The organism is Flavobacterium pectinovorum, from assembly GCF_006438875.1.
In the GTDB taxonomy this organism is placed as follows: domain Bacteria; phylum Bacteroidota; class Bacteroidia; order Flavobacteriales; family Flavobacteriaceae; genus Flavobacterium; species Flavobacterium pectinovorum_A.
The window spans coordinates 172,209-189,458 of record NZ_RCZH01000010.1; the positions used below are offsets into that span (position 1 = coordinate 172,209).

10 protein-coding genes are annotated in these 17,250 nt (G+C 34.3%); 9 read left to right on the forward strand and 1 reads right to left on the reverse strand.

Going from position 1 to position 17,250, the window contains the following annotated elements:
• Positions 1-17: 17 nt before the first annotated feature.
• A complete protein-coding gene (locus EAH81_RS16185) occupies positions 18-1,046 on the reverse strand; it encodes a LacI family DNA-binding transcriptional regulator (RefSeq protein ID WP_140508963.1) in 1,029 nt (342 codons plus the stop codon).
• 286 nt (positions 1,047-1,332) lie between these two features.
• Here EAH81_RS16185 and EAH81_RS16190 point away from each other — a divergent pair, with 286 nt between their 5' ends.
• The 9 genes from EAH81_RS16190 to pelA all read left to right on the forward strand — a co-directional run bounded on the left by EAH81_RS16190 (position 1,333) and on the right by pelA (position 17,156).
• Complete coding sequence (locus EAH81_RS16190) at positions 1,333-2,772, forward strand: glycoside hydrolase family 28 protein (RefSeq protein WP_140508966.1); 1,440 nt, start codon at positions 1,333-1,335, stop codon at positions 2,770-2,772.
• A gap of 40 nt (positions 2,773-2,812) precedes the next feature.
• Positions 2,813-5,986, forward strand: a complete 3,174-nt coding sequence (locus tag EAH81_RS16195; RefSeq protein WP_140508969.1) for a SusC/RagA family TonB-linked outer membrane protein — start codon at positions 2,813-2,815, stop codon at positions 5,984-5,986.
• Positions 5,987-5,996: 10 nt separating this feature from the next.
• Complete coding sequence (locus EAH81_RS16200; RefSeq protein WP_140508971.1) at positions 5,997-7,688, forward strand: RagB/SusD family nutrient uptake outer membrane protein; 1,692 nt, start codon at positions 5,997-5,999, stop codon at positions 7,686-7,688.
• A 325-nt stretch (positions 7,689-8,013) separates the two neighbouring features.
• On the forward strand, positions 8,014-8,949 hold the full coding sequence (locus EAH81_RS16205; RefSeq protein WP_140508973.1) for an alpha/beta hydrolase: 936 nt from the start codon (positions 8,014-8,016) through the stop codon (positions 8,947-8,949).
• Positions 8,950-8,959: 10 nt separating this feature from the next.
• On the forward strand, positions 8,960-9,928 hold the full coding sequence (locus tag EAH81_RS16210; RefSeq protein ID WP_140508976.1) for a DUF4861 family protein: 969 nt from the start codon (positions 8,960-8,962) through the stop codon (positions 9,926-9,928).
• Between the two features lie 572 nt (positions 9,929-10,500).
• Positions 10,501-11,724 carry a glycoside hydrolase family 105 protein gene (locus tag EAH81_RS16215; protein ID WP_241676576.1) on the forward strand — a complete coding sequence of 408 codons (1,224 nt, stop codon included), beginning with the start codon at positions 10,501-10,503 and terminating at the stop codon, positions 11,722-11,724.
• 219 nt (positions 11,725-11,943) lie between these two features.
• The gene (locus EAH81_RS16220) at positions 11,944-13,164 is read left to right on the forward strand and encodes a glycoside hydrolase family 105 protein (RefSeq protein ID WP_140508978.1); all 1,221 of its coding nucleotides are present in this window, start codon (positions 11,944-11,946) and stop codon (positions 13,162-13,164) included.
• 321 nt (positions 13,165-13,485) lie between these two features.
• Positions 13,486-15,087 (forward strand): glycoside hydrolase 43 family protein, encoded by a 1,602-nt coding sequence (locus EAH81_RS16225; RefSeq protein ID WP_140508982.1) that lies wholly within the window; start codon positions 13,486-13,488, stop codon positions 15,085-15,087.
• Between the two features lie 59 nt (positions 15,088-15,146).
• The gene (pelA, locus tag EAH81_RS16230) at positions 15,147-17,156 is read left to right on the forward strand and encodes a pectate lyase (RefSeq protein WP_140508984.1); all 2,010 of its coding nucleotides are present in this window, start codon (positions 15,147-15,149) and stop codon (positions 17,154-17,156) included.
• Positions 17,157-17,250: the final 94 nt, after the last annotated feature.

The window sequence follows — 17,250 nt, forward strand, 5'->3', positions numbered from 1 at the left end:
TATATGGTGAAAAAACATTAGAAGTTAGTTCGCGACGAAGATTTACGGATGTGTAATTCGGGAGCGAGAACTACCTTTTTTTCGATTTTGATTGTATTGGTTTTATCGACTTGTTCTAAGAAAACACGAGCTGACATTTTACCCATTTCAAGCGGAGACTGATCTACAGAAGTTATGGATAATTCCATGAATTTTGTAAAAGGCTCGTTACTGAAACCCGCTACACAAAACTCATTCGGAATACTGATATTTCTTTCTTTTAATTCCTGAATAGCGCCTAAAGCTGCGAAATCACTCGAAGAAAACAGAGCGTCAGGCGGCGTTTCTAATTTTAATAAAGTATCAATCGCTTCTTTTCCGGCATCAACACTACTTTTAGTACGAATAACATATTCTTCCTTGAAAGTCATTCCGTTATCCAATAAAGCTTGTTTGTATCCTAAAAAACGATTTTTGAATATCTCAAGAGATTGATCTCCAGAGAAATGGGCAATAGATCTACAACCTTCATCAATTAAATGTTTGGTAGTAATATATCCACCTTTAAAATCATTAATCGTTACAGAACTTACACCTTCAATATGTTTGCTTCTGTCAAAAAAGATTAACGGAACATTTTTCTGTAAAACATTATGAAACGCACCATCATTTTCGTTAGTCACATCAGTAACTGACATGATGATTCCGTCTACTTGGGCATCTATTAAGGTATATAGATTTTCATTTTCTCTTTTTGGATCTTCATGAGTCTGGCAGATAATAACCTGATAACCATGCGGATGAAGTTCTTCTTCGATTCCTCTAATGACAGACGCAAAAAAGTTACTGTCAATACGAGGAACAATTACACCTATATTATTACTACGACCGCTTTTTAAGGCTAAGGCAAGTTTATTTTGCTTATAGTTCATCGATGCAGCGGTTTTAAGAACCAGCTCACGTGTACTCTCTTTTATCTTCGGATTGTTATTTAAGGCTCTTGAAACAGTTGCAGCAGTGATATTTAATTTCTCGGCAATATCATAAATGGTTATTTTTTCGCTCATTCAAAAAGTGTTTCAAATTAATTGTTAGACAAAAGTACATTTTTTTTTATTATCAAAATATAAAATGTTATCGATTACTATTATAGAATAACTAAAACGTTTTCTATTCTATTATGGTAAATTATTAAGAGCATTTTTACATTAAATGTAAATATAGTTCCTAATAAAAATTAAATATATAAATATTTTCGAAATAAATTTGCTGTATTAAAAAAATTTTCTACTTTCGTGTAATCGATTACATAAAAGTTGATTTTATGTTGAAAAACCAAAAAACTAGCTGCAAATGATTATAAATAAGTCTATAGCGTCAAAATCAATTGTTATTTGTAGTCTGCTTGCAATGTCATTTTTATCTTGTGGAAAACAAGTTTCTACTATTTCAGAAGCTGATCCGTGGAAAAAGATGGATTTAATTGTAAAAAGCATTCCACAAACGCACTTTTTAGACAAGACTTATAATGTTATGGATTTTGGTGCTTTTGCAGATGGGAAAACGTCAAATACAGCAGCTTTTGAAAAAGCAATTAAAACTTGCGCTGAAAACGGAGGAGGAAAAGTGCTTGTGCCAAATGGAAAATACCTGACAGGACCAATACATTTAGAAAGTAACGTCAATTTACATCTGGATGATCAAGCGGAGATTCTCTTTAGTATCGATTCAAAAGAATATCCTTTAGTACATACTTCATTTGAAGGAACAGAATTAATGAATCATTCGCCTCTTATTTATGCAAAAAATAAAACAAATGTTGCCATAACCGGAAAAGGAACTTTAAACGGACAAGCTAATAATACGAATTGGTGGATTTGGGCAGGAAGTAAATATTATGGTTGGGAAAAAGGGATTCCTTCTCAAAATGATCCGCTTAATCGTATTGCTTTAATTGAAATGGCCGAAAAAGGAATTCCTGTTGAAGAAAGAATCTTTGGAGAAGGACATTATTTGCGTCCCAATTTTATTGAGTTTTTTGAATGTAATACAGTTTTAGTAAAAGATATTACGGTAATCAATGCTCCGTTTTGGATTTTACATCCTATAAAATCTAATAATGTAATTGTAGACGGAGTTACGGTCAACAGTCACGGACCTAATAATGATGGTTGTGATCCTGAATATTCTCAAAACGTAATCATTAGAAACTGCACTTTTAATACCGGAGACGATTGTATTGCCATAAAATCAGGCAGAGATGCAGACGGAAGACGAGTTGGGATTCCGAGTAAAAATATCATTGTTCAGAATTGTAAAATGATAGACGGTCACGGTGGCGTAGTTATGGGAAGCGAAATATCTGCCGGAGTAAACCATGTTTTTGTTGAAAATTGTGTCATGGACAGTCCAAATCTGGAAAGAGCCATCAGAATTAAAACAAACTCTAAACGAGGTGGAACCACAGAGGATATTTATGTTCGAAATATTGAAGTTGGAACCGTTAAAGAATGTGTTTTGAGAGTGACAATGTTTTATGATGTATATGGCAGTCAATCCGGAAATTTTATACCCGCAATCAAAAATATCAGCCTTGAAAATATTAAAGTAAAAAATGGCGGAAAGTACGGTATTCTCGCCGATGGTTACGCAGCATCTCCTATAGAAAATATCACGTTTAAAGATGTTGTAATCGAAAAAACAGATTCTGTTTATTCGCTGAAAAACGTAAAAAACATAAATTTTATAAGCACATATATCAATGGAAAGAAAGTAGAATCGATTAAAAATTAAAAAAGAAAACTATCAATTAACCAAACCATTAAACCTAACTATGAACATTAAACAATTATCAAAGAAAAAAATAAAATACAATCTTGTATTTCTATTTTTCCTCAATTTCCTTTTGAGTAATACCGTGAGCGCTCAGTCGACAGTGGTAGAAGGAAAGATTACTGATGCTGCAGGATTATCACTTCCGGGTGTGAATATCCAGGAAAAAGGGACTAAAAACGGAACTTCTACAGATTTTGAGGGAAGTTTTAAAATAAATGTTGCAAGTAATAAAGCGGTTTTGATCGTAAGCTATTTGGGTTTTCAGACTCAGGAAGTTAGTGTTGCCGGAAAATCCAGAGTAAACGTAAGTCTTTCGGAACAATCCAATTCGCTTAATGAAGTTGTGGTTGTAGGTTACGGATCTGTAAAAAAGACAGATTTAACTGGAGCCGTAAACACCTTATCAGCTGCAAAAATAACCGAAAGAAATGTTACCAACCCAATGGAAGCAATTCAGGGTGGAATTGCCGGGGTTCAGGTAACGTCAAATTCAGGAAGAATTGGTGATGGTTTCAACGTTATTATTAGAGGGGCAAATTCGATTAATAAAGATGGTTCTAAACCACTTTTTGTTGTCGATGGTGTTCCAACAGATAATATAGACTTTTTGAATCCGCAGGATATTGCAAGAATGGATGTGTTGAAAGATGCGTCATCAGCAGCAATTTACGGTTCAAGAGGAGGAAGCGGGGTTATCATTGTTACAACCAAAAGCGGTACAAATGCCAAAGCCGGAGTAACAGTTTCTTATGATAGCTCTTACGGAAACAAGCAAGCAGTGAGATTACCTAAATTAATGAGCCCTGAAAAATGGTGGTATTATCATCAGTCAGCATTTTTGGCAACTACAATTTCGGCTACAAATCCAACTTATAATGATATCAGTCCAACAGAATTGAATACAGCGGTAGGACAGGCAGGAACGAATCCGGTTTTGTTTCAAAGAGTTGCTGATAACCAAAGTTATAATTGGCAGGACGCAGTTCTAAAAGGCGGAATGACTCAAAATAATTATCTGAATATTACCGGTCGTGCCGATAATGGTTTGTCTTATAACATAGGTCTTGGTGTACAAAAAGAAACCGGAGTAATTGACAACGAGGGTATCGATAAATACAATTTTAAAGCAGGTTTGAATCATAAGGTAAACGATAAAATTTCGTTTGGAGTAAACCTTACTATTTCTAAAACCGATGAACAATTAGGAAGCGCAACTGCAATGCAGGAAGCTTTTAGACAAAATCCTTTTACATCGCCTTGGGCAATTGATGCCGATGGTAAAGAAATTGTGGGGACTTATGCACAACAGCCCGGAACATTAAAATATCCAAACGGAAGTCTTGCAATCAATAAAACAGGTTCTTATAACCCGCTTTTGGAAATTGCAAATTCTGCAGATGAAATAAAAAGATTTACAACAATTGGTAATTTATTCGGAGAATATAAATTTACAAATTGGTTGTCTTTCAAAACGACTTTTTCAGCAGGTTCAATGAATGCAAGAGAAGGCAGATCACTTGGTGCTCAGACAGATTTTGGACTTAAAAACAAGAGTTTACCGTCTGGGGATGTAAGTAATGTTCAAAACTTTAATTATACTTGGGATAATCAGTTCAATATCAACTATACCTTAAAAGAAAATCACGTTTTCAACGTTTTATTACTTCAGAGTTTTTATTCTAATACAACAGAAACATATTTCCAATCTTCCAGAGAAAATCCTTTCGAAACAGGATTTTACAATTTGGGTTCTGGAGCGCAGCCAACTTACAATTTAACGCCTTCTGGTTCTATTGCAATAATTCCGTCAGGAGTGTTTATTCCATATTCTAAAAATACATTAGAATCTTATGCAGCACGTTTAAACTATACGTACAAAGGACGTTATTTATTAACTGCATCAGTACGTTATGACGGTTCATCTGTTTTAGCCGATAGCAATAAATGGACAGCGTTCCCTTCTGTAGCAGTAGGTTGGAATATCAATCAGGAATCATTTTTGAAGAATTCATCTTTTATTTCTAATTTAAAATTAAGAGGAAGTATTGGTTATACCGGAAACGATAATGTTGCGCCATATTCAAGTTTAAGTGTTTTAAAAGTACCAACTTATTATGACTTTAACGGTACTCCGGCAAACGGTTATACTTCTTCAAGTTTAGGAAATACAGATCTTACGTGGGAAAAAACCAGAGAGGTGAATTTAGGTTTGGATTTTGGATTTGCTAAAAACAGAATCTCAGGAAGTGTAGATGTTTACGATCGTTTATCAAAAGATTTATTGTTTCAACAAGCATTACCATTAGAAATTGGAGTTCCTACTATCACTTCAAATGTGGGTTCTATCAGCAATAAAGGTATTGAGGTTGCTTTGGTAACAAAAAATATTCAGACTAAAAATGTGTCTTGGGAAACTAGTTTTACTTTTACTAAAAACGTAAACAAATTAGAGTCTATTTATGGACAGGATAAAGTAGATGATGTTGGTAACAATTTATTTATTGGCGAAAATATACATTCTTATTACAACTATGTTTTTGATGGCGTATGGCAGGAAAGCGAAGCTGCAAAAGCGCTTTCTTACGGTCAGAAACCCGGAGAAGCAAGAGTAAAAGATTTGAATAATGATGGTAAAATTGATGCTAATAATGACAGAGCTATTTTAGGAAATTACGATCCTAAATGGTCAGGAAGTTTTTCTACGACATTAAAAGTAAAACAATTTGATTTGTCTATGTCATTGATCACCAATCAGGGAATGACCGTATTTAGTGGTTTCCACGATAATTTTGCCGATGTTACAGACAGAGGCCGTCAAAAATTAGATTTAGACGATTGGTATATTCCTGCAAATGGAGCTGGTATTGCGCCACAATATTCAAACACAAATCCGTTACCGCGTGGAGCAGGAGTTTATTATGATACTAATAACGTTGCTTTTTACAAAAATGCCTCATTTGTCAAAGTTCAAAACATAGCATTAGGATATAGTTTGGATAATGATCTGGTAAATAAATTAAAACTTAAAAGCATGCGTTTTTATGTGAATGTGTTGAATCCGTTTGTAATTACACCTTATGAAGGTTACGATCCGGAATGGGCAACTGCGGCTTTAGCAGTGAATCGTGTGTCGACAATGACAGTTCAAATGGGATTAAGTTTAAAATTTTAAATTAGAAAAAATGAAAAAATTAATAGTAGCTATACTAATACTTGGAACGACACTTAACTCTTGCTCCGATTTTATTGAGGAAGACAATCGTTCCTACGGTTCAGCAGAGCAATACTTTTTGACTGCTGCAGGTTTTGAATCCTTAATAAATACAAATTATGCAACTCTAAAGGATATTTATGGAGGAGATCCGTGGTTGTTTGAAGCAGGAACAGATATGTATTCTGAAGGAAGAAATCAGGAACCGGAAGGTCTTGCAAAATATTTGACCTTATCATCGTCATCGGCAGGAGTAGATCAATTGTATAGAACTTGTTATATTGCCATTCAGCAAGCCAATAAAGGATTGTATTATTCGACTCTTACCGAGAAATCAAGCACGTTGGATAACAGAATTGGAGAACTTAAATTTTTAAGAGCAAATGCTTATTTTCTGTTAGTTCAGACTTATGGAGGAGTTCCAATTGTGTTAGAAAATATCAATACAGCAGTAACCGCTTTTGACAGAAATACTGCTGAAGAAGTGTACACGCAAATTTTTAAAGATTTAAATGAAGCACTTCCGGCAGTAAGTACAGCCGCATATAATGGAAGAGTTAATAAAAGAGCCGTTCAGGATTTATTGGCAAAAGTTTATTTAACAAGAGGTTATGAAACTTTTGGAACTCCGGCAGATTTTACAACAGCTGCATCTTTGGCAGATCAGGTAATTGGCGGACAAGCATTAGCGGTTTCTTTTGATAATGTGGTAAAACCAGGAAACGAAATGAATGCTGAAACTATCTTTTCAGTTCAATTTTCGGCAGCTTCAAATGCAACAGGAACAACAGCATTGGGAAGTTCACAAAACTATTGGTTCAGTTCGTATTTAGGAGCTGCAGCGGCAGGAAATCCTTATCCTAACAGAAGTTACACACTTTGTCCTACTGTATATGCATTATCATTATATGAAAAAGGAGATAAACGTTGGGAAGGAACTTTTATGAACGAAATCTATAGCAGATATTACGATTATTATGATGTGGCCGATAAAGCTGCTTTGAAAATTACAGATTTCTACGAACCAAAATGGTTTACAACAGCCGACAGAGGTGCGTGGATATTAGACAATACTTCAAGAATGGTAAATCCTGCAAAATTCAGATACCACAATTGGGGAACTTATTCTTCATCTGCAGCTTCAGGAGGAGATTACAACCTGATTCCGGTTCGTAAATTTGATGATCCAAAAGCGCCTTATAGCGGTGCAACAAGTGCAAATTATAATACAACACCAATTACACCGGCTACAAACAGAAGCAGTACACGCGATTTCATCATATCTAGACTTGGAGAAACGTATCTAACTGCTGCCGAAGCTTATTTTAAAGCAGGTCAATCCGGAACAGCATTGGCACGTTTGAACGAAGTAAGAAGAAGAGCAGGAGGCGGAGTAGCAGGAACAATTCCGGTACTAACATCAATTGATATCAATACAATATTAGACGAAAGAGGAAGAGAATTATTAGGTGAATACCACCGTTGGTTCGACTTAAAACGCACGGGAACATTGGTAGAAAGAACCGTTTTATACAATCCTAAAGTTACAACAACAAATGCTTTTGCAGGAAAAGCTGGTAATCTTAAAGTTTTAAGACCAATCCCACAATCAGCATTAGATTTAAACAGAAGTAAAAATTATCCACAGAATCCTGCGTATTAATAAATAAATGCCACAGATTAAGTTTGCCACGAATTTCACGAATTTACACGAATTAATTTGCTATAGTTCGTGAATTCGTGGCGAAAAAAAAAGAATGCCACAGATTACTACGAATTGCAAAGAATTAACCACAATGATTTGTGTGAATTTGTGAAATTTGTGGCGAAAAAAATCATTGGAATCTGAGTAATCTGTGGCAAAAGAAATCTGTGTTTTGAAAATAATTGCATTAAAGAGTTAAGATTAGTATTTTTTTGAAGTAGTTAAAAAGGAGTTTGATCGCATATCAAACTCCTTTATTAACTAAGAATTGAAGTTTTTGAGAATGAATAAAATAGTACTGTTTTTGATATTGTACGCAACAACAATTTCTGCACAAAGCAATTTTGTGGTCGATACTTCTTATACCATAAAGAGTACTTACAATAAATTGATTAAGCAATATCCGTTCATTAAAATTGCTGAATCAAAAAAGAATAAAAATGTTGCTAAAATTTATGATCTTGTTTATAATCAAAAGCAAAATAGAGAATTACATTTAGACGCCTATTTTTATAAAAAAGAAAAACTAAATCCAGCCGTAATCATGATTCATGGCGGTGGTTGGAGATCAGGAAATAAAAGTCAGATGCAGGTTATGGCACAAGAAATTGCAGCAAAAGGATATTCCTGTTTTGCAATTGAATACAGGTTATCGCTTGAAGCAAAATATCCGGAAGGGATTTATGATATTAAAAATGCAATTAAATTTATCAAAGATAATGCTAAAAAGTTTCATGTAGATCCAAACAAAATTGCGATTTTAGGATGCTCTTCGGGAGGTCAAATGGCAGCTTTGATTGGTACAACAAATGGAGATTTAGCTTTTGAAGATGGTCTGAATAAAAGTAAATCTTCGTCAAAAGTAAATGCAATTATCGATGTAGATGGAATTTTAGCTTTTAAACATCCGGAATCAAAAGAAGGAGAAATGGCGTCATTTTGGTTAAAAGGTACTTATGAAGAAAATCCGGAGAACTGGAAAAATGCTTCGGCTTTAAGTCATACCAATAAAAATACGCCGCCCATATTATTTATAAACAGTAGTTTTGATCGGTTTCACGCCGGAAGAGATGATATGATTACCATTTTAAATGAGAATGGAATTTATAACGAAGTAAAAACAATTGAAAATTCACCGCATTCCTTTTGGTTTTTTCAACCTTGGTTTGATGAAATGATAAAGTATACAACACAATTTTTAAACAAAATATTTAAATAAATTTTATAAAATGAAAACATTAATAACCTTATCAACGGTATTAGTTTTTGGACTTTCAGCTTGTAAAGCACAAAATAAATACGACATTAAAACGGCTAAAACCTACGCCGAATTATCCGTAAAAACAGATGGAAAATGGGAAGCACGAAAGTACATTGGAGGAACTGTTTTTAAAAACGTTGATAAATTAAAATTAGCTCCGGAACATACAGATCATTCCTTTGATATTCGTTATGAAGGTCCGGGTTGGGAAAACAACAGAATTGGATATCGTTTGTATTTAGACTGGAGAAATGCGATTGATATTTTCGGAAAAAAGACATCAGCAATAGTTTTACCGCAAGTTGGGCAAGATAATTTTGATTCGTATCACGAAATGAGCGATTGGGGAGCAGATATTCTGAAAGCCGGAAAAGGAATCGGAATTGGGTCAATTGATCGTTTTTTAAACAATGAAAAATTGCATTTCCACGAAGTAGATTCAACTTTGGCAAATGTCGAAAATAATGCAAATGAATCGAAAGTAAAAGTTCGTTATTACGGATGGAAAACAGCTTCTGATAAGATTGATTTCACTACAGAATTAACCATTAAACCGGACCAGCTTTATACAGAACATAAAATTCAGGCTTCGAAAGAAATTAAAGGAATTTGTACAGGAATCGTAAAACAAAAGAATGCTGAATTGCTTAAAAAAGAAAGCAAGAATAAAAAATGGGCTTATCTGGCAACTTACGGTCAACAGTCTTTAGTTCCGGATAAATTAGGAATGGCAATATTTTACGCAACGAATGAAGTTGAAAATGTTGCAGATGCTGATTTAGATTACCTGATAGTTTTTAAACCAACAACTAAAGCACATTCATTTTACTTTTTAGGAGCGTGGGAACAAGAACAAAACGGAATTAAATCAAAAGAGGAATTCGTAAAGTATTTGGATGAAAAATTAGAAGTGCTGAATAAGAAAGGTAAAATGTAATTTTTGTTTTGCCACTCCCGATAGCTATCGGGATAAAGGATTAAAAGGATTTTTTTTCACACAGATTTTGCAGATTTAAGCAGATTTACTCTGAAAAATAGATTGTGAATAATTATCTGCGCTAATCTGCTTAAATCTTTTTAAAATCGGCGTTAAATAAAAATAGTCACTCCCGATAGCTATCGGGATAAAGGATTAAAAGGATTTTGTTTCACGCAGATTCTGCAGATTTTGGCAGATCTAATTTGATAATAAATTACGGATAAATATCTGCGCGCATCTGCTTAAATCTTTTTAAAATCTGCGTGAAATAAAAATAGTCACTCCCGATAGCTATCGGGATAAAGGATTAAAAGGATTTTTTTCTCGCAGATTTGGCAGATTGAGCAGATTTAATTAAAAAAATAAATTACGAATAATTATCTGCGCGAATCTGCTTAAATCTTTTTAAAATCTGCGTGAAATAAAAACACGACGATTAAAAATAAAAATCTGCTTAATCTGCCAAATCTGCGAGAAAAAACAACACAAAGTAAAATGCTGCAGATTAATCTTTTAAAATCAATTAATCTTTGGAAAAAAAAATAGAATTAATGTTCAAAAGCGTTTTCATAAAGACAATTTATATTAAACCAGTAATCGTTTTACTGCTTTTTTGTAGTTCAGCAATAGCCCAGAATAATATCATTTCGAATAATTCAAAATGGTCTGAAAAAACAGCACTTACAATTTTAAACAATTATCCAAAAGCCTGGCAGATCGACGGAAATGAAAAACCAAAATGGGATTATAAAATGGGGTTTTTATTGTTTTCTTTTGAAAAATTATACCAGAAAACAAACGATTCAAAATACCTGAATTATATAAAAGAATATGCCGATGAAATGATCGACAGTTCTGGAAATATTAAGAAATATGAGGAGAAAGAATACAATATTGATTATGTAAATCCGGGTAAAATTCTTTTTAATTTATATGATATATCAAAAGACAATCGCTATCAGAAAGTACTTGTACAATTAAGAAAACAACTCGAAAATCAACCCAGAACGGCAAGCGGAGGATTTTGGCACAAAGAAATATATCCAAATCAAATGTGGATTGACGGTTTGTATATGGCGGAACCTTTTTATACACAATATACTGTTACGTATGAAAATGGAAAAAGTTTGGATGATATTGCAAAACAATTCGAATTGGTTCAGAATCATCTGACAGATAAAAAAACGGGTTTAGTTTATCAATGTTGGGATGAAAGCAAACAAATTGCGTGGGCAAATCCGGAAACGGGAACATCGCCAACAATCTGGGGACGAGGAATTGGCTGGTACATGATGGCACTTGTTGAAACGCTGGATTATTATCCAAAATCACATCCAAATTATAAAACGTTAATAGGTTATCTGAATCAGATATCAAAAAGTGTAATTCAATATAAAAGTTCTTCGGGATTATGGTATCAGGTTGCCGATAAACCGGAGTTAAAAGGAAATTATTTAGAACCTTCGGCTTCAGCCATGATCATTTATGCTTTGGCAAAAGGCAGTGATAAAGGATATTTAACGTCAAATTATAAAAAAACCGCACAGAAATCTTTTGATGCTTTTATAAAAGAATTTGTAAAAGTTGGAGAAGCGGGAGAAATAAATATTCTAAATGTATCGCCGAGTGTTGGTCTGGGAGGAAAACCTTTTAGAGATGGTACAAATGAATATTATATTAGCGGAAAAACGAAAGATAACGGTTCGCCTGCTTTAGCGGCATTTTTGTTGAGTGCGCTTGAATTAGAAAAGTAGAAAATCATTAAGTATAACTCATTAAAAGTTTACTTAAACACATAGAAACATAGATTTTAAGTGTAAAAAAGAAAACAAAAAGAAACACGTTTCTCACACATAGCAAACTATGTGCATTAAAATAAGTGAAACGCCTTTTTTAGGAGAAAAACTATGTTTCTATGTGTTAGAATAATCACGATAAATGAAAAATAGAAATAAAATATAATTAGAGTAAAAATGAAAAATAATAAAAAACAAGGTTATTTAGCATCCGTTTTATTGATCTGCGCAATGGTTTTTACGAGTTGTATAGTGACTTCGCAGGAACCGAAAAGTACTGATATTGTTATTTCTAAAGATATGAAATGGTCTGATAAAATGGCTTTAACAATAATGAAACGTCATCCTGAAGCCTATATGATCGACGATGCCAAGACACCAAAATGGGATTATGTTCATGGCTTGGTTTTGCATTCCATCGAAGAATTGTATAAAAAAAATCCTGACCCAAGATATCCTGTTTATATAAAAGGATATGTAGATTCTTTTGTTGAGAATGACGGAAATATTAAAACGTATGATCTTGATAATTATAATATTGACATGGTGGTTTCGGGCCGTTTACTTTTTAAGATTTATGAAACTACAAAAGAAGAAAAATACCTAAAAGCATTACAATTGCTTCGCAAACAATTGACGGAACAGCCAAGAACGGAAAGCGGCGGATTCTGGCACAAGAAAATCTATCCAAACCAAATGTGGCTAGATGGTTTGTATATGGGCGAACCATTTTATGCAGAATACACTACTGCTTTTGAAAATGGTAAACAATTGGATGATGTAGCAAAACAATTTGAACTGATTCAAAAACACGCCACAGATCCTAAAACAGGATTATTATATCACGCTTGGGACGAAAGCAAACAAATGGCGTGGGCAAATAAAGAAACCGGAACTTCGCCAAATTTCTGGTCAAGAGCTTTGGGATGGTATGCAATGGCACTTGTAGATGTGTTGGATTATTTCCCAAAAGACCATCCAAAACAAAAAGAATTAGTAGGATATTTGAATAGTGTTTCGGCAGCTTTAGCCAAATATCAGGATAAATCAGGTTTGTGGTATCAGGTAACAGACAAAGGAAACAAAGAAGGAAATTACCTTGAAGCATCAGGATCATCGATGTTTGCGTATGCTTTTGCAAAAGGAGCAAACAAAGGATATTTGCCTGCAAAATATAAAAAGTTAGCTAATAAAGCTTTTGATGGTTTAACAAAACAATTGATAAAAGTCGATGCCGATGGAGGAATTACATTAACGCAAGCTTGTGCAGTAGCTGGTTTGGGCGGTAAACCATATCGCGATGGTTCGTATGAATATTACGTTAAGGAACGAAAAAAAGACAATGATCCTAAAGCAACCGGACCTTTTATTTTGGCGGCTTTAGAATTGGGTCGATAATTATAATAAAAGAATAGCGATACAGTTTGTCATTTCGACGGAGGAAACTCGAGCGACAGCGAACAGACGAAGTAAATCACACTATCCCGAAGCTTCGGGACACAATCAAAATCGCCAATCTGTGTCGAGCTACGAGTGTGATTTCTCCCTTGGGGCGAAATGACAAGATAAGCGAAAAGATTCTCATGAAAATGAGTGCCATAGCCCCGATAGTCCCGAAGCTTCGGGAGGAAATCCTTTTTCTGGCTTTTTTAGCCAGAAAAAGATTGAAACGAATAGCGGGAAATAGCTCCAAAAAACATTATACATATAAAAACAATAATGAAAAACACAAAAGTCCTTTTCCTTTTATGGTCGGTATTCGTGATGCAAAAGAATTTTGCTCAGGTTTGGGTGCCCGATAATGGAGACGGAACTTATACAAATCCTATAATTCACGCTGATTATTCGGATCCTGATGTTGTGCGTGTTGGAGATGATTTTTATATGACGGCATCATCTTTTAATTGTATTCCGGGATTGCCTGTTTTGCATTCTAAAGATCTGGTAAACTGGAAAATTATTGGATATGCACTATCGAAACAGCCGCCATTTGAAACCTATAATAAAGTACAGCACGGAAATGGCGTTTGGGCACCAAGTATTACTTTTCATAACAATGAATTTTATATTTATTACCCCGATCCTGATTTTGGAATTTACATGATAAAAGCCCAAAAAGCCGAAGGCCCTTGGTCGGAACCGCTTTTGGTAAAAGCAGGAATTGGATTGATAGATCCTAGTCCGTTATGGGATGATGGCGGGAAAAATTATGTGGTTCATGCCTTTGCAGGAAGTCGGGCGCAAATAAAAAGTTTATTGGTGGTTTGCAGCATGAATGCCGATGGAACTGTCATTAATAATGACGAAGTAATGGTGATTGACGGACACGAAAGCGAAGGTACAATCGAAGGTCCAAAATTTTATAAAAGAAACAATTACTACTATATTTTTGCTCCTGCTGGTGGAGTTGCAACGGGTTGGCAGACGGTTTTGAGATCAAAAAATGTCTTTGGTCCTTATGAAAAGAAGAAAGTTCTCGAACAAGGAAAAACAGCTGTAAACGGTCCGCATCAAGGTGCTTGGGTACAAACACAAACGGGCGAAAATTGGTTTATACATTTTCAGGATAAAGGCGCTTATGGCAGAATTTTGCATCTCGAACCTATGAAATGGGAAAAAGATTGGCCAATTATAGGACAGGATTTGGATGGAAACGGAATTGGAGAACCTGTTTCTACATTTAAAAAACCAAATGTAGGTAAGGAATATTCAATAGAAGTTCCTGCAACATCAGGTGAATTTAACGAACCTAAATTAGGTTTGCAATGGCAATGGCAGGCAAATTCTCAAATCAATTGGGGATTTCCGACGAGTTTGGGATATTTGAATTTATTTTGTTTACCAACGATCAAAAACAATCAGAAAATATTTGACGCTCCAAACTCATTATTACAAAAATTTCCTGCTGAAGAATTTTCGGCTACAGCCAAATTAACTTTTAATAGCAGATTAAACGGAGAATCTACAGGACTTGTGATAATGGGACTGGATTATAGTTATTTGTGCTTTAAAAATGATAACGGAAAATTGTATTTAAGCCAGAAAACCGGAACTTTTGATAAAACAATTTCAGAAAATGAAAGTAAACCGATTCTGATTTCTAACAATACAATTTACCTGAGAGTAAAAATTAAAAAGGGAGGCGTTTGTAATTTCTTTTACAGTTTAGACGATAAAGAGTATAAATCAATTGGATCTGTTTTTGTGGCTAAAGAAGGAAAATGGATTGGCGCAAAATTAGGACTTTTTGCCTTGAGCGAAAAAATAACAAATGATTCTGGAAATGTTGCAGTTGATTGGTTTAGAGTAAATAAGAATTAGTAGTAATATAGATGACTTTTTACATTCAGTCAAAAGGGGCAAATAAAAATTAATAGAAAATGATTCAATTAAAAAAAACGATAGTATTTATTCTGTTTATTGCAAGTTTTGGGACAAATGCTCAGAATACGTTCAAAAATTGGCCTGATATTATTCGGAAAAATGATGCGGATTGGTTTGCTTCGGCGGAAGCCAAAAATATTGCCGAGAATGTTTTGCTTTACCAACGAAATATTGGCGGATGGCCAAAAAATATCCAAATGCAAAATCCGCTTAGCGAAACAGAAAAGCAAAAATTGACTGTATTAAAAAGTGATTTGCACGAGATTACAACAGATAATGGAGCAACGTGTCAGGAAATGCTTTTTATGTCTAAAATGTATGCGCAGGTTAAAGACGAGAGATATAAAGAATCTTTTTTAAAAGGATTGAATTATTTACTTGAAGCACAATATAATAATGGCGGATGGCCACAGTTTTATCCCTTAAAAAAAGGCTATTATACGCATATTACTTACAATGACGATTCGATGGTTAATATCATGAACATCATGAAGAAAGTAGGTGAAGAAACAGGTTTTTTCAGTATAAAACCTCCCAAAGAAATTGTCGAAAAAGCAAAGAAATCTTTCGATAAAGGAATTGATTGCATCTTAAAAACACAATACAAACAAAATGGAGTTTTAACAGCTTGGTGCGCACAGCATGATGAAGTTAGTCTGGCTCCGGCAAATGCGAGAGCTTTTGAACTGGCATCGTTAAGTGGTTATGAATCTGCAAAGATTGTATTGCTTTTAATGTCGGTCGAAAAGCCATCGGCGGAAATTATTACGGCTGTCAAAAGTGCTCAGGCTTGGTTTGAAAAAACAAAAATTACGAATCTCGAAGAAAAACGTGTTTTGAACGACGCTGGAAAAATCATAGATAAAAAAATGATTGTTACTCAAAATGCTGCACCAATTTGGGCAAGATTTATGGATCTTGAAACTAACGAACCTTTCTTTTGTGATCGTGACGGAATTAGAAAAAAGTCATTGGAAGAGATTGGTTCAGAGCGTAGAAACGGTTATAGTTGGTATACTGATGCTCCAAAAGAAGTACTTAAAAAATATGCTTCATGGGCGATTAAAAATGGCGTAAAAGTTTCGGGAACAGAAACATCAGATAAAAAAAAAGATAATTCGATAACCGTTGCTTTAGACGGTTCGGGAGATTTTACAAAGATTCAGGACGCTATAAATACTTGTCCTTCATTTCCATATGAAAAAGTTACGGTTTTTATAAAAAATGGAATCTACAACGAAAAAATTCGAATTCCGGAATGGAACACGCACATCGCTTTGATTGGAGAAAGTAAAGAAAATACCATTATTAGTTTTGATGACAATTTTGCAAAAATAAATACGGGACGAAACAGCACTTTTTTCACGTACACTATTTTGGTAGAAGGTGATGATTTTTTGGCTTCAAATTTAACTATTAAAAATGCGTCAGGCGATAACGGGCAGGCAATCGCATTATCGTTAGTTGCAAATCGTGCCAAAATTTCAAACTGTAATATTCTGGGAAATCAGGATACTTTGTATCTGTCTGGAAAAAACGCCAAACAATATTTTAAAGATTGTTATATTGAAGGTACAACCGATTTTATTTTTGGAAGTGCAACCGCTTTATTTGAAAATTGCGAAATTAAAAGTCTAAAAAACTCTTATATCACAGCGGCTTCAACTCCTCAGGATTCTGTCTTTGGATTTGTTTTTAAAGATTGTAAACTTACATCAGATGCTGCAGCAACGGCAGTTTATTTAGGACGTCCCTGGCGTATTTATGCAAAAACGGTTTATATAAATTGTGATATGGGAAAACATATCAGACCGGAAGGCTGGGAAAATTGGTCGAAGCCAGAAGCGGAGAAGAGTGCTTTTTACGCCGAATACAATTGCAAAGGAGAAGGATTTCAGCCCACAAAAAGAGTTTCATGGTCACATCAGCTTAAAAAGAAAGAAATTGCAAATTATACAATCGAAAACATTCTGAAAGATTCGGTTGAAAATTGGTACTCGAAGTAAAAAAATAGCCCACGGATTGTACGGATTAAACAGATGAACGCTGATTTTTTTAATTATTTAAAACAATAAGTTAGGTGGTGAAAATCTGCTTAAT

Excerpts from the sequence above, each read along its gene's own strand:
- EAH81_RS16220 (WP_140508978.1), top strand. The coding sequence starts at position 11,944 with ATGAAAAATAATAAAAAACAAGGTTATTTAGCATCCGTTTTATTGATC.
- EAH81_RS16225 (WP_140508982.1), top strand. The coding sequence starts at position 13,486 with ATGAAAAACACAAAAGTCCTTTTCCTTTTATGGTCGGTATTCGTGATG.
- EAH81_RS16185 (WP_140508963.1), bottom strand. The coding sequence starts at position 1,046 with ATGAGCGAAAAAATAACCATTTATGATATTGCCGAGAAATTAAATATC.
- EAH81_RS16210 (WP_140508976.1), top strand. The coding sequence starts at position 8,960 with ATGAAAACATTAATAACCTTATCAACGGTATTAGTTTTTGGACTTTCA.
- pelA (WP_140508984.1), top strand. The coding sequence starts at position 15,147 with ATGATTCAATTAAAAAAAACGATAGTATTTATTCTGTTTATTGCAAGT.
- EAH81_RS16200 (WP_140508971.1), top strand. The coding sequence starts at position 5,997 with ATGAAAAAATTAATAGTAGCTATACTAATACTTGGAACGACACTTAAC.
- EAH81_RS16190 (WP_140508966.1), top strand. The coding sequence starts at position 1,333 with ATGATTATAAATAAGTCTATAGCGTCAAAATCAATTGTTATTTGTAGT.
- EAH81_RS16195 (WP_140508969.1), top strand. The coding sequence starts at position 2,813 with ATGAACATTAAACAATTATCAAAGAAAAAAATAAAATACAATCTTGTA.
- EAH81_RS16205 (WP_140508973.1), top strand. The coding sequence starts at position 8,014 with ATGAATAAAATAGTACTGTTTTTGATATTGTACGCAACAACAATTTCT.